Below are 22,362 nucleotides of genomic sequence, written 5' to 3' on the forward strand. Positions count from 1 at the left end.
AACTATATTAACCACACTCCCTCGACATGTCAACACCTTTTTCTGAAAATATTTTTTGATACCCTTCTCGCATACCCTCAAAGTGACTCTCAGTAAGCCTTCTAGCATCGTTCGGAAATATAAAAAAACTCGCAATATACTCGACATCTCTACACAGCTCTTCTCTTTCGTCACGCAACCGCCATTGGCTCTAGGTAAATAAATCTGCATTTTTGTTGGCTTTGATAAGCTAACTAACCGAATCCTACATTTGTGGCTTTATGGTTAACGCTTATTGTTCTTTGGCTCTTGGACAGGTTTAATGAGGGAGTTTGTATTAGTCATGTCGTCGAGCAAAGAATAGTCGCCATGGATATTGCAGACTAGGAAAGGAAAAAAAGGTAAACTAACCTCGATATAGCAGGTGATTTTCTTTTGATAGTCAAAGCTGTCAGGATTAAGACAAAACGGTAAGAAGAGCATCAATAGTTTCTTCTATTGTTTGAAAATATTTTTCCTCGCTTTTCTGATGTTCTGTTTCAACCATCCTCAACATTTCTCGATGGGATTCATCTGTGCAGATTAGGGCGCTAAATAGCGAAGATGGCATTGTGCTTCTTCCATTAACTTCCTAATGCGTATTACTCTTTGACGTGAATCAAGGTGCGGAAAACGGGCATCGATGCTTACATGTCTATAGTCAAAGTCATCAAGATTAAGGCATTTAATAGGCTTCAGAGTCTTGTTATGCAGGAGCTTGAAATATTCGTCGGCTTCAACTTAACGTAAAGGCTTTTTCATATAAGCTTTTTCCGTCTAAGGCTCATTGAGGTGGACTCCAAATCAACAGATATCTTGTGTATTGAATGGGCTGGAGATGCTATTAGATTGACCGCTCTAAGCACTGCCTGAAGAGTTAGGACTAGCAGTGAGCGTCACAATCTACATTTGGACTCAAGGTACTTATAAGTATTATTCGGTTCTAGGGGAGCACCTACGTCTGTTCCATTCAACTTCTCAAAATGCTATTGAATTTTTAGGAATCTTGATTGGCTAACTTTTTTTCTAATTCTTCGAGTTGTTCACGGCGGGTTTCGATTTCTAGCTGACGACGTGTGAGATCTTGGCTTTGGGAAGTGATCTCCTGCCGCCAAGTCTCGATTTTTGCTTGCTCTTTACGAATGAAATCAGGTGTAATTGAATCCTGTGCAAAGTGTCGTTTAACAACTTCAAGGAGCCAATCTGTTGCGTTATGAATGCTGAGAAGTGAATTATCTTCGCCAAGTTTTACAATAACTAGCATTCCTGCTGCAAAGGACTTATGGTCTAGTAAAATTTCGAGACGATCGCCAAGTTTCCAGCTACCGTCTTGTTGCTCATGGGCAAGAATAAGTAGCTGTTGATGACCAGTTAAGGGATTAATTTGAACTTGGGCGAGGTGACGCATTACAAAGGAAAAGTGGTTATTGTAGGCGCTGTAGCCGTTCCTGCAAGATGTTTTGCTGGGCTTCAGCTTCAGCGAGGGAGTTTTTCGCACTTTGAATAACCGATTCGGGGGCTTTGTTGACAAAGCCGGGATTATTCAAACGACTGCTTAAAGAAGCTATTTCTTTCTCTACTTTACTTAAATTCTTCTCTAGTTTTGCACAAAGAGCCGGAACATCGACTAAACCTTCTAAAGGAATTAATACTTGTATTGTTCCCACAACGCCGGCGATCGCCTGTTTTAGATCAGAATTAAGGGATTCAGTAAGTTTCAAGGTTTCAACTTTCGCCGATTTGTAAATGTAAGCTTCGCCTTTTTCTAAGGTTGTCAGTTCAGGGGTTGACTCACTTTGTAAAATGACATTAACTGTTGCGCTGGGCTTGATTCCGGCTTCGGCGCGCAGATTTCGAATGACGCGAATTGTTTCAATTAATAGAGTAAATTCTGTTTCTAAAGCTTTGTCTACAAGGTTTTCATTCTCGGCGGGATAAGGTTGAGTTGCAACAAATGTGTTGCCATTGCTCTGGGTTAAAGTCTGCCAAATCTCTTCGGTGATATGAGGCATAAAAGGGTGAAGAAGCTTCAGGATATCTTCTAAAACCCACGCCAAAATCTGCTGGGCAACTCTACGGGATGAAGCATCTTTTTCTTCTTTGGCATACAAGCGTGGCTTTGCTAATTCGATATACCAGTCACAAAAATCACCCCAAATAAATTCATAGAGAGCTTTTGCAGATTCGCCTAAGGCATAATTTGCAAGGTTATGGTGAGTGTCGGCAATCACTTGATGTAACCGTGACAGAATCCAGCGATCGCCTAATTCTAGATCTGCATCAGCAGGGCGACCTAAAACAGCTGGTGTTTGCCCTTCTAGGTTCATCATGACAAAACGCGCAGCATTCCAAAGTTTGTTCGCAAAATTTCGAGAAGCTTCAACGGATTGGGATTCGTCGGTTTTCCGGTCATACTGAAGACTAATATCCTGACCAGCACCAGCAACTTCGCGAATTAATGTGTAACGCAACGCATCGGTACCATAACGATCACACATTAAAAGAGGGTCAATGCCGTTATTGGCAGATTTCGACATTTTCTTGCCGTTTTCATCCCGCACTAAACCGTGAATATACACGTCTTTAAACGGAATCTTGCCAGTGAAGTGGCTAGACATCATGGTCATTCGGGCAACCCAGAAGAAAATAATGTCAAAGCCTGTAACCAAAACGCTATTTGGAAAATATTTTTGAAAATCAGGAGCGTTTTCATCGGGCCAACCTAAGGTTGAAAATGGCCAGAGTCCAGAAGAAAACCAAGTATCCAAAACGTCAGAATCTTGCTCTAATAGACAATCTTCACCATATTCGGCGATCGCCTTCTGTTTGGCTTCAGCTTCATCATGGGCAACAACGAAGGGAGTATCGTCTTGAATTTCGCCCTTCGTTTCACTAACCACATACCAAGCGGGAATTTGATGACCCCACCACAACTGACGAGAAATACACCAATCATTCAGTTTTACGAGCCAATCACGATAAACTTTCCGCCAACGCTCAGGCACGTAATTCGGTTGATTATCTTCATCCAAAAACGCCAAAGTTTTGCTGGATAGCGGATCGATTTTGACAAACCATTGAGTTGACAAAAGAGGCTCGACAGGAACTTTGCCGCGATCGCTGTGGGGAACCGCGTGCCGATAATCTTCCGTTTTAATCAGAACACCATCTTCCTTCAGCTTCGCAACTAAATTTTTACGCGCTTCAAATCGATCCTGACCCGCAAACATGCCAGCATTTTCGTTGAGTGTGCCATCACGATTCATGATATTGATAAACGGTAAATCATGGCGTTTACCCATTTCAAAGTCATTAGGATCGTGAGCCGGCGTTACCTTTACACAACCTGTTCCAAATTCTAGATCAACTAATTCATCCGCAAAAATCGGAATCTCACGACCAACAATAGGCAAAGTAAGGGTCTTACCGATGAGATGTTGATAGCGTTCATCATTTGGGTTAACTGCAACGCCCGTATCACCAAGCATAGTTTCGGGACGAGTGGTCGCAACTTCTACAAAACCACTGCCATCGGTCAAGGGATAACGGAAATGCCAAAGATGCCCGTCAACTTCTTTGCTTTCAACCTCAAGGTCAGACACCGCCGATTGGGAAGCCGGACACCAATTAACCAGATAATTACCGCGATAAATAAGGCCTTCATCGTAGAGGGTAATAAAGGCTTTTTTGACAGCTTCCGATAAATTTTCGTCGAGCGTAAAACTTTCCCGCGACCAATCCGCCGACAAACCCATGCGTTTTAATTGATTCACAATGGTGCCACCGGATTCTTCGCGCCAAGCCCAAGCTCGTTCTAAAAATTTCTCGCGGCCTAGGTCATAACGGGTTTTGCCTTCTGCTTTAAGCTGTTTTTCGACAATGGTCTGTACGGCAATACTCGCGTGGTCAGTACCGGGTAAACACAACACATTTTCTCCCTTCATGCGGTGATATCGCACAATTGTGTCGATCAAGGAGGTATTAAATGCGTGACCCATATGGAGTTTGCCCGTAACATTTGGCGGCGGAATTACGATGCAAAAAGAGTCGCCTTCTTTGCTGGGGTCTGCCTGAAACACTTGCTGCTCAAGCCAAGTCTGTTGCCACTTATTTTCTGTGCCGTGGGGGTCATACTGGCTGGGAAGGTTTGGTGCTTCGTTAGTCATGCTAGGTCTAAATGTTCTTGAGACTATAATTTTAAAGCTATTCAAAGCGATTTGAACGCTTGATTTTCAAGCCTTGTTTATTTTGGCTGAATTAATCGCTGCTCTCACGAAAAAATATGGTGTTTTTTACCGAGAAGAAACATTTTGCTCTGGAAAAGGTTCCTAGGGAGATAGTGGGCTGTCAAGCTAAATGTGTTACAAGAGGAAAGCTTTGTAAATTTGGTGGCATGAACAAAAATTCTCTGTTGTACATTGGCGTATTTCTTGCGGGAGCTATTATTACTCCCCTGTACCTCAGTTTGTTCACTGATAATGATGGCGATCGCCTCAATGAAGTTACGGAAGAAAACTCGACTTTCCCAGAACCAGAAAATAATTCGTTAGTATCTGAGGAACAATCAAATCAGGTTTTCGTTCCGAGAGATAGTCAAGAGGCAATTGAAAGTGACTATGCCATTAGTCCGGAACTAAGAATCCCGACCTCTCTGCCACAATATGCAACAAATCAACCAAGCATCCCTGGCTATCCCAACTATTCAGCCATTCCCCCTGTCGCCCTCAGCTTCCCCAAGCAAATAAGCAATGAGAGTGCCGTTATGCCACAGCGTCCGCTGTCAACGGGAGAAAGTTTAAGAACAGAAGATCAGGCGATCGCCCCTAAAACGACCCAATCAGTGCCGATATTAGGAAGTACGGCGCGGAGTTTATCGGAAAATATTTTCACCCCACCACATACTCGCCCCGATCCAGAAGCCATAGCACCTGAACCTTTCAGCACAGGCAACATTGCACCAGCAGAATTTAATCTCAGAAATTTTGCAACTGACGATGTCGACTCAGAATAAAAAAATCAAGAATACTTTGACCAATCGTAAATTGGGTGGTCGATAAACGAAAAAAGAGCAAGCCAAAGCTTACCCTTTTCAAATTTCAAATAATTCAGTTTAATTTAACAGATAAAATTAACCGAGCACTTCTTTTGCAGTGCTAACAACATTTTCAACGGTGAAACCGTATTCTTTCATGATGATGCCACCGGGAGCAGAAGCACCAAAGGTGTCAACACCAACAACTGCGCCTTCAAAGCCAACATACTTATACCAGCTCATAGTGCAGCCAGCTTCTACCGCAACACGCTTGGTGACAGACTTCGGAAGTACAGACTCTTGGTAAGTAGTATCTTGCTCTTCAAAACGTTCGACACAAGGCATGGAAACCACACGAACATTTTTACCAGTAGAACGGAGTTCATCAGCAGCGGCAACACAGAGTTGAACTTCACTACCAGTACCGATCAAAATAATATCGGGAGTGCCTTCACTGTCAGAAAGAATGTAACCACCCTTTTCGGCTTTCTCAATAGAGCTACCTTCAAGGTTGGGGAGATTTTGGCGTGTCAGGGCAAGGAGGGTCGGAGTCTTTTTACTTTCTACAGCGACCTTGTATGCACCGGATGTCTCGTTCACATCAGCGGGACGATAGACATAGAGGTTGGGAATTGCACGGAGAGAGGCAACCTGTTCAATAGGCTGGTGTGTTGGGCCATCTTCACCAAGGGCGATGGAATCGTGGGTCATCACCCAGATTACGCGGGTCTCAGAGAGAGCAGACAAACGGATGGAGTTCCGCATGTAGTCACTGAAGATTAGGAAAGTCGCGCCGTAGGGAATTAAGTTAGTTCCATGGAGGGCGATCGCATTACAAATCGCACCCATGGCGTGTTCCCGTACACCGAAGTGAACATTACGGTTTTCGTAAGCGCCTTTCTGGAAATCGCCGGAAACTTTGATTTCAGTCAAGTTGGAGTGGGTTAAGTCAGCAGAACCACCGATCAACTCATCTAATACAGGGGCGATCGCATTAAGAGTCGCTTGGGAATGCTTACGGGTCGCCATGCCAGCCACATCAGGGGTTGCTGTAGGGAGGCAATCAGCCCAGTTTGCAGGCAATTCACCAGAGAGGAGACGCTCAAGTTCGGCTGCTTCGTCAGCATACTTGGTCTTGTAGGTCGCCATAATCTGATTCCACTCGGCTTCAGCGCTTGCACCACGGTCAACGGCTTTACGGAAATGACTGAGGGCATCTTCAGGAACCTCAAAGGGACCATAGTTCCAGTCGAGCTCCTTGCGAGTTAGTTCGATTTCAGATTCACCAAGGGCTGCACCGTGAACACCAGCAGTGTTGCCTTTATTAGGGGAGCCATAACCAATAATGGTGGTGACTTTAATCATTGTGGGCTTATCAGTGACAGCTTTTGCTTCTTCAATCGCTTTGGCGATCGCATCGGTGTCAGTGTTGCCATCCTCTACATGGAGTACATGCCAACCATAAGCCTCAAAACGAGCACTTACATCTTCAGTGAAAGCGACATCGGTAGAACCATCAATGGAAATATGGTTATCATCATAGAGAGCAATGAGCTTACCGAGACCCCAGTGACCAGCAAGGGAAGCGGCTTCGCCAGAAATACCTTCCATGTTGCAACCATCACCCATAATTACGTAGGTGTAATGATCAAAAAGTTTTGCATCGGGCTTATTGAAACGGGCAGCCAAATGTGCCTCTGCAAGGGCAAGGCCGACACCATTCGCAATACCTTGGCCGAGGGGACCCGTTGTAACTTCAACGCCGGGAGTAACAAAGTTTTCGGGGTGACCGGGAGTCTTAGACTTCCACTGGCGGAATTGCTTTAGATCTTCTAGGGAAACACTGTCATAACCAGCCAAGTACATCAAAGCGTACTGGAGCATGGAACCATGACCAGCAGATAGAACAAAGCGGTCTCGGTTAACCCAATTGGGATTTTTGGGGTTAAAGCGCATGAACTTATCCCATAGGGTATAAGCCATAGGAGCTGCGCCCATCGGCAATCCGGGGTGACCGGACTTCGCCTTCTCGACGCCATCAATTGCTAAAAAGCGAATTGCATTAATACAAAGTTGGTCAATAGATTGGGTAGCAACGGTCATAGTGCGTATTTCTGACTGTAAACAACAAATAGGAAAAACTATAAAGGGTTACCAATACATCGAGTATGGCGATGGGCTCTCCCCAAAATTACACTCATCATCCCACTGTTGGGATCGATGGGCAAGAATGATTTCTGTCAAATCGATAACATTTATTAGGGGTGGTATTTTTTGAATGCTAATGTCACGTTATGGCCACCAAAACCAAAAGAATTCGATAGGGCAACTTCTATTTTATGTTCGCGGCTTTCATTGGCAACGTAGTCTAAATCGCATCCTTCTTGGGGTTCTTCCAAGTTAATCGTGGGAGGTACACGATCATTGGCGATCGCCATGGCTGTGGCAACAGCTTCAATGCCACCAGAGCCACCGAGTAAGTGACCCGTCATGGATTTTGTCGAACTGACTAAAATTTTATAGGCTTGGTCACCTAAAGCTCGTTTAATTGCTTTTGTCTCGGTGATGTCGTTGGCGGGAGTACTTGTACCGTGGGCATTAACGTAATTCACTTCGTTCGGTGCTAAGCCACCATCTTTCAAAGCCAATTCAATGGCACGAGTTGCCCCAGTTCCTTCTGGTGTTGGTGCGGTCATGTGGTAGGCATCGCAGGTCATACCGTAACCGACAATTTCACCATAAATTTTTGCGCCGCGGGCGATCGCATGCTCCAACTCCTCAAGGATAAGAATGCCTGCGCCTTCACCCATCACAAATCCATCTCGATCTTTATCAAAGGGACGACAAGCATGTTTTGGATCGTCATTACGACGGGATAAAGCACGGGCAGAAGCAAATCCGGCATAACTGAGGGGAGTAATCGCAGCTTCTGTGCCACCAGAAATCATGGCTTTTGCGTAGCCTCGTTGTACTAAACGAAATGCTTCGCCGACGGCGTTAGAGCCAGCAGCACAAGCTGTTACAGTACAACTATTTGGGCCTTGAGCACCGGTATGAATGGCGGTTAAACCGGCTGCCATATTGCCGATCATCATCGGAATCATGAACGGGCTACAACGACTGGGGCCCTTCTCTAAATAAATTGTTTGCTGGTCTTCTAATACCTTGAGGCCACCAACTCCAGTGCCAATCATCACACCGACATCTGGTGCATTATCTTCATTAATGATGAGTCCCGCATCGGCGATCGCCTGCTTACTCGCTGCAACGGCAAATTGGGAAAAGCGGTCCATACGCTTGGCTTCTTTTTTTGAAATAAATTCAAAGGGGTTAAAACCTTTAACTTCTCCCCCAATACGACAAGCATGCTCCGATGCGTCAAAAGCTGTAATCAGGTCAATACCGTTGCGACCAGCCATCAAGCCGTCCCAGTATTCTTCGAGGGTATTGCCAATGGGGGTAATTGCCCCCAAGCCAGTGATCACAACGCGATGCAGAGATGAGTTTGCCATAATAAGGATTAAATCTATTTGCAGTGGGGAGAAGGTAACTTCGTTGTCCACTCAGGACGTGATAAGAACGTCGCTTTAAACAACAAATCTAGCCAGAAAGCCGCGATTACTTATTAAAAAGTCGCAGCTCTACAACTAGAATTACATAACCGTTCTAAAGCTGAACTAGTCAGCTTTGGAGTCAATAATTTTCACTGCTTCACCGACAGTTGTAATTTGCTCAGCAACTTCATCAGGAATGTCAATATCAAACTCTTCTTCGAAGGCCATAATGAGCTCTACTGTATCTAGGGAGTCTGCTTCTAGGTCAGAAATAAAATTAGCTTCGGGAGTGACAGAGTCGGCATCGACATCCAGTTGGTCGACGATAATACCTTTGATTTTGTCAAAAATTTCTTGGTTCATTGAATTGATGATTCCTAAAGTTTGTTTAAGCGCAATTTGAGCTTTAAAAATAAGCGCTCATCAATTTAGCATTTCGTCGTGCTAGCGAGAAACAGACTTACTAAATTAGCATAAACTTCAATTATTGTATCGGATGGTGGTTCCGTTACTGAGGCGATCGCCGAAAAATATTTTTCCCTGGATGATTGTCAGGAACGAAGGCGAATAGATACACTGGTTTCGGTATTAAGAACGAGAGAAGAGACCAATAATGTCAGCCATCCGCGCACTACATCAACAGTTAATTTCCAAGGAACGTTCTGCTGTTGAGATTTTGACAGACACTTTTGCACGCATTCAAGCAGTAGAGCCGGATGTAAAAGCTTTTTTAACCTTGACCCAAGAGCAGGCGATCGCCCAAGCCAAAGCTGTTGATGACAAAATTGCCGCGGGCAAAGACATTGGTTTACTCGAAGGTATTCCCATTGCCATCAAAGACAATATGTGTACGAAGGGGATCACCACAACCTGTGGCTCTAAAATCCTTGAAGGCTTTGTCCCGACCTACGAATCCACCGTCACCCAAAAATTAAAAGACGCTGGCGCAATTATGGTGGGTAAAACGAACCTCGACGAATTTGCCATGGGAAGTTCCACAGAAAACTCTGGCTATCAAGTTACCGGAAACCCTTGGGATGTGACGCGTGTCCCCGGTGGCTCTTCTGGTGGTTCAGCAGCAGCAGTAGCAGCTGGTGAAGCTCCCATTTCCCTTGGCTCCGATACAGGTGGCTCTATTCGCCAGCCAGCTTCATTATGTGGCGTTGTGGGCATGAAACCGACCTATGGCCTCGTATCTCGCTTTGGATTAGTAGCCTACGCTTCTTCTCTAGACCAAATCGGCCCCTTTGCGAAAACCGTTGAAGATGCCGCGATTTTGTTAGAGGCGATCGCCGGCTATGACGCAAAAGACTCCACAAGCTTAGACGTTGAAATTCCCACATACAGTCAAGCCCTAAGCACTGACCTCAAACCAGACTTAAAAATTGGCATCATTAAAGAAACCTTCGGAGAAGGCCTAGACAAAGAAGTCGAAGCAACCGTTAACCAAGCCATCGAACAATTCAAAAAACTTGGCGCAGAAGTTGAAATCATTTCCTGTCCACGCTTTCGCTATGGCCTACCAGCCTACTACATCATTGCCCCGTCAGAAGCCTCCGCAAACCTCGCTCGCTACGACGCAGTTAAATATGGTGTGCGCAACCAAGACGCTGGCAACTTAATGGAAATGTATACCCAAACTAGGGCAACAGGCTTCGGCGCAGAAGTTAAACGCCGAATAATGTTGGGTACTTACACACTATCTGCTGGCTATTACGACGCTTACTACTTAAAAGCACAAAAAGTTAGAACCCTGATTAAGCAAGATTTTGATGCAGCCTTCTCGAAAGTTGACGTGCTAATCTGCCCAACCTCACCAACTACGGCTTTTAAGGCAGGAGAAAAAACAAATGATCCCTTGAGTATGTACTTGTCAGACTTAATGACCATTCCGGTCAACTTAGCAGGTTTGCCAGCGATGAGCGTTCCCTGCGGTTTTGACAAACAAGGATTACCTATCGGCATGCAATTAATTGGCAATGTTCTCCAAGAAAATCTGCTTTTCCAAGTAGCCCATGCCTACGAGCAATCAACCGAATGGCATAAACAAACAGCTCGTCTGTCGTAAACCACTGCACCGACAAATTTAACCGGCAAATTTAATTTACACATTTACACAAAACCAGAAAGGCGGATGTTCCCAGAACGCCCGCCTTTCCTAGCAAATATTCACTTTGAACAATATAGTCATTTCGAACCTTAACGAAACATGAATGTCCGTTAATTTTTCATTAGCGAGATTTGACGCATCAAGTCCCAACAGAATTTGCTTGAAATGACTATAAGTAATCCCTCAAGGTAATACAAACAATAACTAATCAATTATCTGTACTAACCAGAAAATTACTTGATGCTAACTTTAGCACCAGCTTCTTCAAGCTTTGCTTTGATTTCTTCAGCGTCTTCTTTGCCAGTAGCTTCTTTAATTGCCTTAGGTGCTTCTTCAACAAGACCCTTAGCTTCCTTGAGACCAAGGCCAGTTACGCCACGAACAACCTTAAGAACAGCAATCTTCTTAGCAGCAGGAACTTCTTCGAGAATAACATCAAATTCAGTCTTCTCTTCTTCAGGCTCAGCAGCGCCAGCAGCACCGGGAGCAGCCATTACCATGCCACCGACGGGAGCAGCAGCACTAACACCAAAAGTGTCCTCGATTTGCTTAACAAGCTCAGCAGCCTCTAAGAGAGTGAGAGATTGCAACTTTTCCAAAATTTCATCAGTAACTGCAGACATTAGGATATCTCCTTAAAATAAAAATTTACTCGTAAAATCGATTGATCAAGGTTGCGTAAAACAAAATTGCAATTATGCAACCTTAGTCGTTAAGCCGCTTCTTTTTCGGAAACAGCTTGCAATGCTCTTGCCAAAGAACCAGGTACTTCGTTGATTCCAATAGCAATCTTGGCAGTAACAGCATTGAGAGCACCAGCAATCTGACCATAAAGTTGGTCTTTTGTCGGTAGATCGCCAAGTGCTTCCACCTGAGCACTATCTAAAGCTTGGCCTTCCATTACACCGCCGCGAAGTTCAGTTTTCTTCGTAGCTTTACGGAAGTCTTTATAAGCTTTGACCGCAGATGCAACATCTTCACCAGCAATCAAAAAGGCGGAAGAGTCCTTAAGTAAAGATTGCATCGGTTGCCAATTTTCGTCACCTTCAACGGCTTTGTGCATCAAAGTGTTTTTAGCAATTTTGCACGATGCGCCGACGGGACGAAGACGGTTGCGTAAATCGGAAATTTCAGCGACGGTAAGACCTTTGTAATCAATCACAAATGTCAAATGGGCGTCTTCAAGAAATCCTTGAATTTCTTCTACTAAAACTTTCTTTTCAGCTAATGATTTTCCCATTACGTTTTCACCTCCTTTTATCGGGAAAGGTTAATAGGGGGGAGAGCGATAAAAATAGACCCTGACATCTAAATGCCAAGGTCACGCTCAATTCTCCAAATTAATTTTGGAAAAACTTGTTGATGTAGCGTAGTACCTCGGCAGGTAATTAAGCAAAATTCGTTGCACCTGCTGTCTGTGGTAGTGATACAAATATTTAGTTAGTGATTAGTTAATCTACGAACTATGAGATTAAGAAGCTTGCTCTTCGAGGTTCAAGTCGCGAAGGGCGTTGATATCAACTTCGATGGAAGGTCCCATTGAAGCGGATACGTAAACGCTACGCCAGTAGCGTCCCTTTGCTCCAGAGGGACGATTACGATCAATCGTTTCCTGAAGAGTTTTTAAGTTTACCAGAAGATCTTCCGCTGAGAAAGAAGATTTTCCAAACAGTACGTGAACAATACCGGCCCGGTCGGCGCGAAATTCTTGCTTACCTGCTTTGAATTCGGCGATCGCCGCCACAACATCAGTAGTAACAGTACCACCCTTAGGAGAAGGCATTAAACCACGAGGACCAAGCTGACGACCGAGACGCGCCACCTTAGGCATCATATCAGGCGTTGCAATCAGAATTTCAAAATCCATCATGCCCTTCTGAATATCCTCAATCAGCTCTTCAGAGCCCACAAGATCAGCACCAGACTCCTCAGCCACCTTGACCTGCTCACCACTGGTGATTACCGCAACCCGAACAGACTGACCAGTTCCCTTAGGGAAGCCAACCGTTGTGCGCAATTGCTGATCTGTGTACTTCGGGTCAATCCCTAAGCGAATGTGAGCTTCAGCAGTTTCATCAAACTTAGCAGTAGCAGTTTCCTTTAACAATTGGAGAGCCTCAAGAGGTTCATAGACATGATCCTGAACCTTCTCTTGAGCCTCGCGAAAACGACGAGACAATTTCTTTGCCATAAAAACTCCTTGGGTACAAACGAGACACACGCCTCTCCCCAATAACAAAATAACTTGTGAACAAAAAATAAAGACAACTAATTACGAATAGAAGTCAATCTTTTAATCAGCGAGAGTCACACCCATATTACGGGCAGTACCTTCAACAATCTTCATTGCAGCTTCAATATCATTAGCATTAAGATCAGGCATTTTAGTCTCAGCAATCTCTTTAAGTTGAGCTCTAGTAATTGTTCCGACCTTATCCTTATTGGGTTGACCCGAACCCTTTTCAACACCAGCTGCCTTACGAATCAGCACAGAAGCAGGAGGAGTTTTGAGAATAAAGGTGAAACTTCTGTCTTCATAAACAGAAATCTCCACAGGAATAACCATGCCAGCCTTATCAGAGGTTTTAGCATTATATTCCTTGCAAAACGCCATGATATTAACACCATGTTGACCCAAAGCGGGACCAACAGGAGGCGCAGGATTAGCTTTACCAGCAGGCAAAGCCAACTTAATTAACGTAACTACTTTTTTTGCCATTGCTAGCTCTGTTTTTCTACTTGATTAAATTCGAGTTCTACCGGAGTATCTCGACCAAAAATTGACAAGAGAGCCTTTAATTTGCTTCGTTCAGGACTAACCTCAACAACCTCACCTTCAAAATCTTTGAAAGGACCAGACAAAACCATAATCTTGTCTCCAACTTCCATATCAACTTTAACAGTGGGTTCAGCAACTTGAGCTCGCTTAAAGATGCGCTCAACTTCGGCTCGGCTTAGAGGGACAGGCTTTACATGACCTCTACCACGACCAGTACTACGCTTTTGCTCAGCCCCGACAAAATTAATGACGTGGGGCGTGTTTTTAACAACTTGCCAAGCCTCGTCGTTAAGAATCATCTGAATCAAGACATAGCCAGGAAACACCTTTTCTTCACTATGTTGACGGCTGCCATCCTTACGAATTTTTACTGTTGGAGTCTGGGGAATCTGAACCTGAAGGATACGATCCGCGACATCCAGAGTATGAATTCGTTGCTCAAGACTAGCCTTAACTCTTTTTTCACATCCGGAGGCAACCTGTACGGCATACCACCGAGGCTTTACGCCAGCTTGCACTCCTTGCTGTTGTTCTGAATGTTGTTCTTCCATTACAAATAAGTTCTAGGAGTTTCTAAAATACCTTGCCGGAAACCCAGATGAACAGATTATCAACAACATATACAACAGTTGCGACAAGAGTCACCATCAGAATGACCGCAGCTGACTCACTGAATAGCTGCTGGCGAGATGGCCAAACAACTTTAGCGAGCTCTTCTTTAGTTTCGTTAGCGTATTGAACCGCATCAAAACTTTCAGATTTCTGTTCTTCCGTGTCGACTGCTTTTTTGGTTTTTGCCACAGCTAAAAACTCCTCCCCAGAGCATTAGTATTTTGCAACTAAATTTTAATCTAATTTCAAACGCGCCCTGGAGGACTCGAACCCCCGACATCAGGTTTTGGAGACCTGCGTTCTACCAACTGAACTAAGGACGCTAGTTGACTTTCATCAAATAAGCCTTAGCAAGTATAGCATGTTTTTCAAGGGAAGCAAGCCTCGACTTAGATAGGACGGTCGAAACGTTGCTTGATGCGAGTTGCCTTACCAACGCGATCACGAAGATAGTAAAGTTTTGCTCTACGAACTTTACCGCGTCGCATCACTTTAATGTTGTCAACGAGGGGAGAATGAAGTAAAAAGACTCTTTCTACTCCTACACCCTGAAAAATTTTGCGTACAGTGATGGTTTCATTAATACCACCGTTTCGCATAGCAATAACGGTGCCTTCGTAGGGCTGAACCCTTTCTTTATTGCCTTCTTTGATTTTGACTCCAACACGAACTGTATCACCTACATGGATAGTCGGAAGATCATCCTTTAGGTGCTCAGATTCGATGGAGTTAATAATTGCTTCAGCATTCATGGCTTTAAAAAACTCACAATTTCTCATTGTATGTTCAAATTCTTTTTAAGTCAAAAAGATTCGGACATCGTATCTAGTATTTTTTTTGATAAGATTTTGCAATAGAAAAAGTGAGCCGATAAGACTCACTTTTTCTATTTCTACTCAGTAGAAATGTGTAATCAACACAGTCTATCTATCTCTACTAGAACTTAAAGGTAGTACGTAGGGTACCGACCCAAACAGCATCGTTGTTATCGTTCTCGTTAGGGTTGAAGATTACGTATGCACCGGGAGTGATAGTAATGTTGTCGCTAAGCTTATAGCGATACTGCAGCTCGGCGAGGTAGGAGGTGTCAGTGTTACTGTCGACATCAACTTGATTAAACTCACCATCAATAAGATTGGGAGTTTGACCAAAGATTAGGCCAAGAACATTACCGTCACCACCGACATCAGAAATTGCAGCATTAACAGCCCAATTTAAGACATCAGCATCGCCAGAAGCATTGGGGTCTTCAACTGAAGCATCGGTATAACCTACCCAACCAGCAATATTGAGCTTTTCGGCAGCCTTCCAGCTTGCTTGTACTCCAAAACTGTTGGAGGAGGCGGCTGCGTTATCAGATGTGAAGTCATTGGCAAGCGCACTTCCTGTGCTACCGGAGAGGTTGACATCTCCAGTTTTTTGGTAGCGGTTCACGTAAGTGGCAGACAGCATGAAGCGATCAGCGGGCTTGAAGTCAAGCTGTGCACCAAGGCTGTAGCTTCCATTAAATAAACCATTCTTGTCTGTAGGATCATTTGCATCACCTGTGAGGTAGGCTGCGGAGAAAGAAACACGGTCTGTAAAATCAAGGTTAAGACCGACACCAGCACCACTAGGGCCACGATAGATGGGATTAAAGCGACCGAAACGGGTTAATGCGCCACCGCCACTGCTTGCAAACTTAGGGTTAGTTACATCAAAAATATCATCTAAGCCAAGACCGACAGTACCAACATGGAAAGTTGCTTTGTTACCGAGGGGAGTGCGATACCATAGTTTGCTGACTGTCACGTTGTTATCGCCACCGCTGTCATAACCGAGACGAGCAGCATCAACGCCAGTGGCACGGTCAAAGCGCGGCATATTAGCAGCTTGTAGACGAGTGCGGAGGCGATCTTTTCCAGTAAAGCTGGTATCTAGGTTGAGACGAACACGATTAGAAAAAACAACTTCATCATCTGTGTCATCACCGCTTCCGTTGACTTTGTCTTCTGGGCTCAAAGCAGCGGCGAGGTTGAAGATTACTTCACCATTCAGTTTTGTGGTGGTGGAGAATTGGTTGTCTTCGAGGAATTCAACGCGGCCTTCGATGTCGTCGACGCGTGCACCGAGGGTTGCTAGTTCTGCTTCAAATTCTTGAACAAGGGCACGAAGACGGGTAATGTCTGCTGCGTCAACGTCGGAGCCTCCGCCGATGATGAGGCGCTCGATTTGTTGCATACAAGCGTTGAGGCCTGCTGCAAATTCGTAACGGCTGAGGGGACGGTTACCACGGAATGTACCGTCGGGATAACCTACGATACAGTTGTATTTCTCAACAAGGTTACGGAGTGCGTCGAATGCCCAGTCGGAAGGTGCAACATCGCGTAGTTGAAATACGCTATTTACTTGGGCGAAAGAGTTTGCATCGTTGTATTGACTAATCTGGTCAATTACTGCTTGGCTATCTTCTGCGATCGCCGCGCTGGATAAGGCAACTGTCGCACTGAGGGCGAGAGAGGTACCAGCAAAAAGTTTTCTTGTTTTGTTCGACATAGTTAAATCAAGCCTCACACCTGAATTTATTAATACGTTAGGCAAAGGTAGCATAGTATACATAAAGCATCAATTGCAACAGATTTGCAATAAAAGGTCTTTGCCATGTTGATAAGTGAAAGCTATGTTATTTACGAGAAGGTAAAAAGTCACATTTCTTCTTGTAAATTTTAATACATAACTTAATTTGGTTTTAATACCTCTCAAGTAAAGTCGCTCACTGTTAATAGGTCGTTGATGGTGCATTAATGGCAGATTAATTTTCAGAAATTATTTTGTTATGGGGCTAGGTATGGCTATTTTGGCAAGGCGGCAGGGGTTGATGGAGCGTTTTGCTTTTCCTGTGATGTTTTTTTCGGGCGATCGCCTCAGTCGTAATTTTCGCGCGAATCGCTATCCATTCAGAGCTAGTAGTCACTTCCTTTATTTTGCGGGAATATCTTTGGCTGGGGCAGTGCTGTATCTTGAGGGCGATCGCCAAATATTATTTTTTGATTTACCGACGGCAGACGAGGCATTATGGCACGGTGAATTTATGAGGCGTGACCAGCTTCAGTCTTTATTGGCAGTGGCTAAGATTTTGCCGAAATCTGATTTGGCTCAATATATCTCCGGAGCATCTACGATTCCGCTCACAGATCCTTTTCAGCGATTAGAGCAGTCTCAAATTTTAGAACGGGAATTGACCACGCCAAATCAACTCACTGGTGGCGATCGCCAATTAGCAGAAGCCATTATTGATTTACGGCTCAGCCATGATGAGATGGCATTATTGGAAATACGCAGGGCGATCGCCGTTTCTGTCCAAGCCCACAAAAGGGGAATGAGCACCGCAGTCACAGCAAATACGGAAGCACAAGTCCGGGGGGCAATAGAAGGTTATTTGATTAGCCAGCAAATGAATTGCGCCTACAACAGTATTGTGTCTGTAGCAGGAGAAGTACTACATCACGAATCTTCTCCCAATCCGCTTCACTTGGGTGATCTGCTGCTGGTTGATGCTGGAGCTGAAACGATGAATGGGTGGGCGGCTGATTTAACCCGCACTTATCCGGTTAGCGGCAAATTTTCTGCAACGCAACGAGATATCTACAACGTCATTTTAAATGCCCATGATCAGGCGATCGCCGCCATCAAACCAGGCCTAGAATTCCACGAGCTCCATAGCTTAGCGGCCAAATTAATCACCCAAGGACTTTTAGACCTAGGCATTCTAAAAGGCCATCTAGACGATTTACTATCCGAAAATATCGTCTCAACCTTTTTTCCCCACGGTCTTGGCCATTTATTAGGCTTAGATGTTCACGATATGGAAGATTTAGGCGACTTAGCAGGATATGCTTCCGGACGGCAGCGCAGCAAAAAATTTGGCCAATGCTTTCTCCGTCTCGACCGTCCTCTACAAGAAAATATGGTGGTCACTATCGAACCAGGCTTTTATCAAGTACCAGCTATTCTCGGCGATCGCCACACCCGTGAACCCTTTAAATCAATGATTAACTGGGACAAGCTAAAAAAATTCCATGATGTGCGAGGCATCCGTATCGAAGACGATATTTTAGTCACCACCAATAATGCCCAAAACCTCAGTCATGCCCTATTTACCAAAACCGACGATATCGAGAATTTTATGAACCCTTAATTTGAATTAAGAAATCTCGCAAAAAATCAGATCCCAGCCGTTTATCGTTAGGCTGAAAAGAAGCTGTTGTGCCTGATTTCATTTAATAGTTGAGAGGTCACTATGATTCAAGAATTTAATAACTGCCTAAAACACAAAGTCGCCTACGTGGCGATCGGCGAATTCAAACCCGGACGCTTTTCCCAAGCCCAGAGACTTTACGAACAAGCCGTCTCCAAATACGACGACGGTTTTAAAGGCGCATTCTTACTTCAAAAAATGGGCACAGATGACGACAAAGGCATCGCCATGATTTTGTGGGAAAACATTGAAGACATGGAAAAAAACCAAACCGAAGCAGGCAAAAAAATTCTGGAGGAAATGAATCAACTATTTGCATCTCCCCCAGAAACCGATTTTTATGAAGTTTGCAGCGAAATTAAACCCGCTCAAACAGTACTGACTTAAGCTGTAGCCAAACCATCCGTCGCAGAATCATCAGAAGCCAACTGCTCTAATTGAGCCTGCTGATCTTGAGTAATACAAGCCTGAATCATCCCCTCAATTTCACCCTCCAAAGCCGTTGATAAAACAAAATTTTGTCCCAAACGATGGTCTGTGACGCGATTATCTTTGTAATTATAAGTACGAATTTTCTCAGAACGCGCACCAGTACCAACCTGAGATTTGCGCATTGAGCTCACTTCATCCTTCTGCTTTTGCAACTCCATCTCATAAAGCTTTGCCCGCAGAATTTGCATTGCTCGCTCACGGTTTTGCAATTGCGATCGCTCCTCAGTACAAAAAATACGAATCCCAGTCGGTTTATGCATCAAGTCAACCGCCGTTTCCACCTTGTTAACATTTTGGCCCCCTGCACCACCAGACCGAGCCGTCGTCATTTCAATATCTTTCGCTTCAATCTTGACTTCCACATCATCAACTTCCGGCATAATTGCGACTGTCGCCGTCGAAGTATGAACCCGCCCTCCAGCTTCGGTCACAGGAACTCGCTGCACTCTGTGAACACCAGCTTCGTACTTGAGCTTACTGTAAACCCTTTCCCCCTGAATTTCGAGAATAACCCCCTTAAAGCCACCCATATCAGCGGCAGATTCACTCAATAATTTCAATCGCCAACCTTGACCTTCAGCATAGCGCGAGTACATCCGCAACAAATCCCCAGCCCAAATACTAGCTTCGTCTCCGCCAGTACCAGCTCGAATTTCTAACATGATGTTTTTGTCATCATTAGGATCCTTAGGCAATAGTAGAATTTTGAGCTTCTCTTCTAATTCCTCAATCTGCGTTTCCAATTCAGAAACTTCCATTGAGGCCATTTCCCTCATTTCGGGATCACTATCGGATTCCTTTAAAATCTCCCTAGCACCCTCCAATTCTTCTTGGGTGTCTCTCCAAATCTCAAAAGTATTGACCGTTTCTTCTAGGGATGAGCGAATTTTTGCTACACGTTGCAACTCGTCGGGATTTGTCGCAATGTCAGGATCAGCTAGGCGACGAGTCATTTCCTGAAATGTTTGTTCTACAGATTTCAGTTTATCAAGTAAATAAGCTTCAGCCATGATTCCAAATCTTTACGAATAAATGCGAATAAACGACGAGTTGTCTAAAAAACAATTAACCCAGCAGGTCTCTGCCGGGTTAATCACGTTTAACCAATGGGTTACTCTTGGTCGTCGGAAGAGTTGCTCAACATACCGTACTTGCGGAGGAAGCGGTCTACACGGCCTTCGGTATCAATAATCTTTTGAGTACCAGTGTAAAAAGGATGGTTTCCAGACCAGATTTCAACGTTGATTTCAGGTTGGGTAGAGCCAATGGTCATTACAACTTCACCATTGCAAATAACCTTGGCTTCTGGATACCATTCGGGATGAATATCAGCTTTAGGCATAGGACTAACTATATACTTTTGTGCAAATTGAAAGGTCTTAAACTAGCTAGAGGCGATCGCCCCTAACCAGAAAAAAGAAAAATTAACGCTTGGAGAACTGAGGCGCTTTCCGTGCTTTGTGAAGACCGTACTTTTTACGTTCCTTACAACGGGGATCACGAGTTAAATAACCCTCGGTTTTTAGAGGTTGACGGTTGTCAGGATCGAGCTCACAGAGTGCACGAGCAACACCCAACTTGACAGCATCAGCTTGACCAGTTAAACCACCACCATGGGCATTTACAAAAATGTCATACTCGCTTTCAAGACCTAAAGTTTCTAAAGGTGACTTGAGAACAGCAAGGTAACCAGCAATACGGTTGAAGTAGTCTTCACCGGTGCGACCATTGACAGTGACATTGCCAGAACCAGGAATTAAACGGACGCGAGCAATGGAAGCCTTACGACGACCAGTACCCCAATAAACTGCGCGATCTTGAGTATCAGTAGACATTTTTACTTAGAGCCTCCGGGAGTAGTGTTAATAGTCATCACTTCAGGTTGTTGTGCTTCATGGGGATGAGCCGCACCAGCATAAACCTTTAGCTTAGTGAACAAACGACGACCTAGGGCATTTTTGGGAAGCATACCTTTAACAGCCTTCTCAATGATGCGCTCAGGAATACGCTCTTGCAATTGATTGAAAGTCTCAACCTTCATTCCACCAGGACGACCAGAGTGGCGGCGATAGAGCTTTTGTTCAGGTTTACGGCCCGTTACAACAACTTTCTCTGCATTGATCACAACGACAAAATCGCCAGTGTCCATATGAGGAGTAAACTCAGGCTTATTTTTGCCACGTAGCGTTTTGGCAATTTCAGTTGCTAAGCGACCGAGGCGTTGGTCGGCAGCATCGACAACGTACCATTTCTGGTCAAGGTTATCTTGTTTTGGTAAAGGGGTCTTAATCATAGGATTTTGCTTTTAATAGCACAAATAATAACTCTACTAATGGCTTAATAGAAAGGTGGGCTGGGTATCAAACCAGAGATGGGCGGGAAATAATGCTGTGGGATAACCCACTCGCAATAGACACAATCCTCTCGCCGGGGCGGAATATTTCACAAGGTCTCGTCTTTCAGTACTCCAAATCGTCTTAAAGTCTTCAAGGGAGCGCTTGCCTTGTCCAACGTCAACCAAGAGTCCAACGAGAAGACGAACCATCCCATATAGAAAGCCACTAGCTTGAATTTCAATATGAATAAAGGAGCCTCTACGAGAACATTCTGCCGCCTGTACTTCGACCCAAGAGTGGGTACGTTGAGAACCAGAGCGGTGAAATGCAGCGAGATGATGCCGCCCTATCAATGGAGTCATGGCCTCCTGTATCAAGGTTTCATCGAGAGGAGCTTGGTAATAATGCCAAGCCAACGGTTGGACAAAAAGGTTTGGGGTAGGGTGAGTGTAAAGTGTGTAACGATACCGTCGCCAAAGGGCCGAAAACTGGGAATGCCAATTGGGTTCAACTTCCGTGGAAGCTCGAATCACAATGTCGTCGGGAAGGCGATCATTGAGAATTTTTGACCACTTATGTCCCGGTATTGGACTCTCACATTCAAAGTGAGCAAATTGACCTGCGGCATGAACACCACTGTCAGTTCGTCCTGCGCCATGTATTTTGGTGGTACAGCCGAGAACTTCTGTTAAGGTTGCTTCGATCACGCCTTGCACTGTGCGTCCTTGTTTTTGTTTCTGCCAACCATAAAAGTTTGTCCCAAGGTATTGCACAACCATGGCAACGCGCTTTCGATGATTAGACAGGTCTACAGACATTGGCGATCGCCTACAGTACTCTAAACTAACTCGATGATCGCCATCTCAGCATTATCACCACGGCGACGAATAGTCCGCACAACACGACTATAACCACCTTGGCGATCGCCGTAACGATCTTTCGCTTGCTCAAACAAAGCATGAACAAGTTGCTTGTCATACATATAACCAAGGGCACGGCGGCGAGCAGCTAAAGAGCCATCCTTAGCCAAAGTAATCATGCGATCAACTTCAGAACGCACAGCCTTGGCACGAGCCTTAGTCGTTTTAACTTGACCATGACGAATCAGCTGAGTTGTCAAAGCCCTCAAAAGAGCTTTACGTTGATCAGCAGGTCTTCCTAATTCGGGAACGCGACGACCATGACGCATTTG

General features: G+C 44.6%; 24 protein-coding genes, 1 tRNA gene and 1 other annotated feature. Of the genes, 4 read left to right on the forward strand and 21 right to left on the reverse strand.

Annotated features, from left to right (window positions below; translation table 11 throughout):
- Positions 1–264: 264 nt before the first annotated feature.
- The 3 genes from NIES208_RS10375 to NIES208_RS10385 form a co-directional block, all read right to left on the reverse strand.
- Positions 265–462: a hypothetical protein gene (locus NIES208_RS10375; protein ID WP_075892446.1), complete on the reverse strand. Its 198-nt coding sequence runs from the start codon at positions 460–462 to the stop codon at positions 265–267.
- 553 nt (positions 463–1,015) lie between these two features.
- Positions 1,016–1,426 (reverse strand): hypothetical protein, encoded by a 411-nt coding sequence (locus NIES208_RS10380; RefSeq protein WP_075892448.1) that lies wholly within the window; start codon positions 1,424–1,426, stop codon positions 1,016–1,018.
- Positions 1,427–1,442: 16 nt separating this feature from the next.
- On the reverse strand, positions 1,443–4,184 hold the full coding sequence (locus tag NIES208_RS10385; protein WP_075892450.1) for a valine--tRNA ligase: 2,742 nt from the start codon (positions 4,182–4,184) through the stop codon (positions 1,443–1,445).
- 227 nt (positions 4,185–4,411) lie between these two features.
- Here NIES208_RS10385 and NIES208_RS10390 point away from each other — a divergent pair, with 227 nt between their 5' ends.
- Entirely contained in the window at positions 4,412–5,029 is a 618-nt protein-coding gene (locus NIES208_RS10390; RefSeq protein WP_075892452.1) for a hypothetical protein, read from the forward strand.
- Between the two features lie 117 nt (positions 5,030–5,146).
- On the opposite strand, the gene tkt is transcribed toward NIES208_RS10390, so the two are convergent.
- The 3 genes from tkt to NIES208_RS10405 form a co-directional block, all read right to left on the reverse strand.
- Positions 5,147–7,153 carry a transketolase gene (gene tkt, locus NIES208_RS10395; RefSeq protein ID WP_075892454.1) on the reverse strand — a complete coding sequence of 669 codons (2,007 nt, stop codon included), beginning with the start codon at positions 7,151–7,153 and terminating at the stop codon, positions 5,147–5,149.
- 155 nt (positions 7,154–7,308) lie between these two features.
- Complete coding sequence (gene fabF, locus NIES208_RS10400) at positions 7,309–8,562, reverse strand: beta-ketoacyl-ACP synthase II (RefSeq protein WP_075892456.1); 1,254 nt, start codon at positions 8,560–8,562, stop codon at positions 7,309–7,311.
- A gap of 165 nt (positions 8,563–8,727) precedes the next feature.
- Positions 8,728–8,967 carry an acyl carrier protein gene (locus NIES208_RS10405; protein ID WP_075892458.1) on the reverse strand — a complete coding sequence of 80 codons (240 nt, stop codon included), beginning with the start codon at positions 8,965–8,967 and terminating at the stop codon, positions 8,728–8,730.
- Between the two features lie 250 nt (positions 8,968–9,217).
- On the opposite strand from NIES208_RS10405, the gene gatA reads away from it, so the two are divergent.
- The gene (gene gatA, locus NIES208_RS10410) at positions 9,218–10,672 is read left to right on the forward strand and encodes an Asp-tRNA(Asn)/Glu-tRNA(Gln) amidotransferase subunit GatA (protein ID WP_075892460.1); all 1,455 of its coding nucleotides are present in this window, start codon (positions 9,218–9,220) and stop codon (positions 10,670–10,672) included.
- Positions 10,673–10,947: 275 nt separating this feature from the next.
- On the opposite strand, the gene rplL is transcribed toward gatA, so the two are convergent.
- The 9 genes from rplL to NIES208_RS10455 all read right to left on the reverse strand — a co-directional run bounded on the left by rplL (position 10,948) and on the right by NIES208_RS10455 (position 16,640).
- Positions 10,948–11,337: a 50S ribosomal protein L7/L12 gene (gene rplL / locus NIES208_RS10415; RefSeq protein WP_075892462.1), complete on the reverse strand. Its 390-nt coding sequence runs from the start codon at positions 11,335–11,337 to the stop codon at positions 10,948–10,950.
- An 89-nt stretch (positions 11,338–11,426) separates the two neighbouring features.
- Entirely contained in the window at positions 11,427–11,954 is a 528-nt protein-coding gene (gene rplJ, locus NIES208_RS10420; RefSeq protein ID WP_075892464.1) for a 50S ribosomal protein L10, read from the reverse strand.
- Positions 11,955–11,996: 42 nt separating this feature from the next.
- Positions 11,997–12,153 (reverse strand) — a sequence feature (ribosomal protein L10 leader region).
- A gap of 32 nt (positions 12,154–12,185) precedes the next feature.
- Positions 12,186–12,905: a 50S ribosomal protein L1 gene (rplA, locus tag NIES208_RS10425; RefSeq protein ID WP_075892466.1), complete on the reverse strand. Its 720-nt coding sequence runs from the start codon at positions 12,903–12,905 to the stop codon at positions 12,186–12,188.
- 102 nt (positions 12,906–13,007) lie between these two features.
- Positions 13,008–13,433, reverse strand: a complete 426-nt coding sequence (gene rplK, locus NIES208_RS10430) for a 50S ribosomal protein L11 (RefSeq protein WP_075892468.1) — start codon at positions 13,431–13,433, stop codon at positions 13,008–13,010.
- 2 nt (positions 13,434–13,435) lie between these two features.
- Positions 13,436–14,044 (reverse strand): transcription termination/antitermination protein NusG, encoded by a 609-nt coding sequence (gene nusG, locus NIES208_RS10435; RefSeq protein ID WP_075892470.1) that lies wholly within the window; start codon positions 14,042–14,044, stop codon positions 13,436–13,438.
- Between the two features lie 22 nt (positions 14,045–14,066).
- Complete coding sequence (gene secE, locus NIES208_RS10440; RefSeq protein WP_075892472.1) at positions 14,067–14,294, reverse strand: preprotein translocase subunit SecE; 228 nt, start codon at positions 14,292–14,294, stop codon at positions 14,067–14,069.
- Between the two features lie 61 nt (positions 14,295–14,355).
- Positions 14,356–14,428: transfer RNA gene (locus tag NIES208_RS10445), tRNA-Trp, on the reverse strand.
- A 66-nt stretch (positions 14,429–14,494) separates the two neighbouring features.
- Positions 14,495–14,857 carry a 50S ribosomal protein L19 gene (gene rplS, locus NIES208_RS10450; RefSeq protein ID WP_075892474.1) on the reverse strand — a complete coding sequence of 121 codons (363 nt, stop codon included), beginning with the start codon at positions 14,855–14,857 and terminating at the stop codon, positions 14,495–14,497.
- A gap of 184 nt (positions 14,858–15,041) precedes the next feature.
- Entirely contained in the window at positions 15,042–16,640 is a 1,599-nt protein-coding gene (locus tag NIES208_RS10455; RefSeq protein WP_075892476.1) for an iron uptake porin, read from the reverse strand.
- A 280-nt stretch (positions 16,641–16,920) separates the two neighbouring features.
- On the opposite strand from NIES208_RS10455, the gene NIES208_RS10460 reads away from it, so the two are divergent.
- Both NIES208_RS10460 and NIES208_RS10465 read left to right on the forward strand, forming a co-directional pair.
- A complete protein-coding gene (locus NIES208_RS10460; protein ID WP_075892478.1) occupies positions 16,921–18,282 on the forward strand; it encodes an aminopeptidase P family protein in 1,362 nt (453 codons plus the stop codon).
- A gap of 102 nt (positions 18,283–18,384) precedes the next feature.
- Positions 18,385–18,729 carry an antibiotic biosynthesis monooxygenase gene (locus tag NIES208_RS10465; protein ID WP_075892480.1) on the forward strand — a complete coding sequence of 115 codons (345 nt, stop codon included), beginning with the start codon at positions 18,385–18,387 and terminating at the stop codon, positions 18,727–18,729.
- On the opposite strand, the gene prfA is transcribed toward NIES208_RS10465, so the two are convergent.
- From prfA to rplQ, 6 genes are all read right to left on the reverse strand, one after another.
- Positions 18,726–19,844 (reverse strand): peptide chain release factor 1, encoded by a 1,119-nt coding sequence (gene prfA / locus NIES208_RS10470; RefSeq protein ID WP_075892482.1) that lies wholly within the window; start codon positions 19,842–19,844, stop codon positions 18,726–18,728. The two genes, NIES208_RS10465 and prfA, sit on opposite strands and share 4 nt — an antisense overlap.
- Positions 19,845–19,945: 101 nt before the next feature.
- Entirely contained in the window at positions 19,946–20,176 is a 231-nt protein-coding gene (gene rpmE / locus NIES208_RS10475; RefSeq protein WP_075892484.1) for a 50S ribosomal protein L31, read from the reverse strand.
- Between the two features lie 82 nt (positions 20,177–20,258).
- Complete coding sequence (rpsI, locus tag NIES208_RS10480) at positions 20,259–20,669, reverse strand: 30S ribosomal protein S9 (protein WP_075892486.1); 411 nt, start codon at positions 20,667–20,669, stop codon at positions 20,259–20,261.
- Between the two features lie 2 nt (positions 20,670–20,671).
- Positions 20,672–21,127, reverse strand: coding sequence for a 50S ribosomal protein L13 (gene rplM, locus NIES208_RS10485; RefSeq protein ID WP_075892488.1), 456 nt, complete (start codon positions 21,125–21,127; stop codon positions 20,672–20,674).
- A 36-nt stretch (positions 21,128–21,163) separates the two neighbouring features.
- A complete protein-coding gene (gene truA, locus NIES208_RS10490; protein WP_075892490.1) occupies positions 21,164–21,988 on the reverse strand; it encodes a tRNA pseudouridine(38-40) synthase TruA in 825 nt (274 codons plus the stop codon).
- Positions 21,989–22,008: 20 nt separating this feature from the next.
- Positions 22,009–22,359 (reverse strand): 50S ribosomal protein L17, encoded by a 351-nt coding sequence (gene rplQ / locus NIES208_RS10495; RefSeq protein ID WP_075892492.1) that lies wholly within the window; start codon positions 22,357–22,359, stop codon positions 22,009–22,011.
- Positions 22,360–22,362 lie beyond the last annotated feature (3 nt).

This window comes from [Limnothrix rosea] IAM M-220 (genome assembly GCF_001904615.1).
In the GTDB taxonomy this organism is placed as follows: domain Bacteria; phylum Cyanobacteriota; class Cyanobacteriia; order Cyanobacteriales; family MRBY01; genus MRBY01.